The organism is Microtetraspora malaysiensis (assembly GCF_001528665.1).
Classification (GTDB): Bacteria; Actinomycetota; Actinomycetes; order Streptosporangiales; family Streptosporangiaceae; genus Microtetraspora_A; species Microtetraspora_A malaysiensis.
The window spans coordinates 136,048-137,700 of record NZ_BBYJ01000024.1; the positions used below are offsets into that span (position 1 = coordinate 136,048).

The 1,653-nt window shown below is 70.7% G+C and carries 1 protein-coding gene; it reads right to left on the reverse strand.

Annotated elements, in window-relative coordinates; translation table 11 throughout:
- Positions 1-1,653, reverse strand: a 1,653-nt coding sequence (locus tag AWQ71_RS29075; RefSeq protein ID WP_169806655.1) for a DUF222 domain-containing protein, incomplete at both ends; no start/stop codon positions are given.

The window sequence follows — 1,653 nt, forward strand, 5'->3', positions numbered from 1 at the left end:
GGGGGCGTGGTCCGGGTCGGCGGCCTCGTACTGGCCGAGGACGTCGGCGACCACACCGGCCCAGCCGCCCAAGGCGTGCAGGTCGGCATGCAACGCGCGCAGCAGGGACAGCGGGAACTGCAGCTCGACGATCCCGCGACCGCGTACCGGCACCACCCGCACCTCTGGCTCCGGCTCTCCGGCAGCCCCCGTCTGGCGGGGCCAGCCTCCGGGGCGACGCCGAGTAACCCCGGCGAACAACAGGTGCCCGTCCTCGTCGCACACGGCGAACCGCCACTCGCCGCCGATCTGGCGCTTGGCGACGATACGAGCGAGATGAGCGTGAATGGGCCCCCATCCGGCCAGTTCGGCGGGCAGATCGTCCAGATGCATCAGCGTGGACGCCCGCACCCGCAATTCGCCGGCCGCATACCCGAGGAACGCGCTCTGACTGCCATCGGATGCTGCCGGCACCTTCCCACCCGCTCGAGCGTCGGCCCGCCCATCGGTTCCGGCCCTCACCGACGTGGGAGCAGCCGGGGAAGCGGCGTCGGATGGGAGGGTGTCGCAGCCGCCCTGGTTCTCCCGCGCCTGCGGTTGGCGCGTGCCCTCGGGCCCGCTGGTGTCGTCAGGCTCGCTGGTGTGGCTGTCTTCGCGGCCGCCGAAGGGGCGAGGGGCACCGGGCGCGCTGGTGTCATCAGGTGTGCTGGCGTGGCCGGTCTCGCCGCCATCGAAGGGGTCGCAACCCTCGGGATCATCGGGATCGCCGGTGGAGAGGTCGTCGGAGAGCTGGCCGTCGTAGTCCTCTTCCTCACCCGCCTTCGCGCGGGCGGCGGCGGCGAACAAGACGGCGATCACGCCGTCGTCGTCCAGACCGGACATGCTGCCGTCCAGCAAGCCGAGGAACACATCCGCGCGGATGTGGTCGATCGGGGCGTGCAGGCCCGTCCTCTTGGCCCGTGTCGCGATGGCGGCCACGCGGGCGATCGCGGCGGCGGCCTGGTCCACCGGCAGTTGCTGGCCGGTGATGGTGGCCGAGCCGTCGGCGTGGCGCACTCCGACGACCCGCCGCTGGTGGACCGCCCGCTCATAACGGCGGCGGGCCCAGCCGGGATCAGCGGCGATGAGCAGCTTCTTGATCTTCTCGCGTAGTTCGCTGGTGGTCCACCGGCCTGCGTTGGGGAGCAGGTGGCCGGCCACAGCGCGGGCGAGTTCGATGGGGATGTCTTCGAGCCAGTCGCAGAACACCACCGCCCGTGTTTTGTCGATCGTCCCGGCTTCCAGGGCGTCTCGGACCATGGGGAGGCGGACTTTGAGGTCGTAGGCGATCCCGTATTCACGCTCGGCCGCGCGGCGGGTGAGCCGCAACGCGGCCCGGATTTCGTCGGGTGAGTTCTTGTCCGGCTCGGGCATTTTCTCCATGCCGCTGGCGGAAATCTCGTACAGGCCGACTTCGGCCATCACGGTGGCTTTCCGGGCCTGCACGTGCGCTTCGAGGCGGGCATAGGCCTGCAGGACGATGACGGCGTCGAAGCCGTCCAGGCGGGTGATGTCGATCCCGGCCAGGACGGCGGCCAGCTCCGCGCCGGGGGCAAGGTGCTCCAGGCCGGGCGGGATCGGCTGCCGTTTTTTGGTCACAGGGTGACGGTAACCATCGGCACCGACAAAAACGCC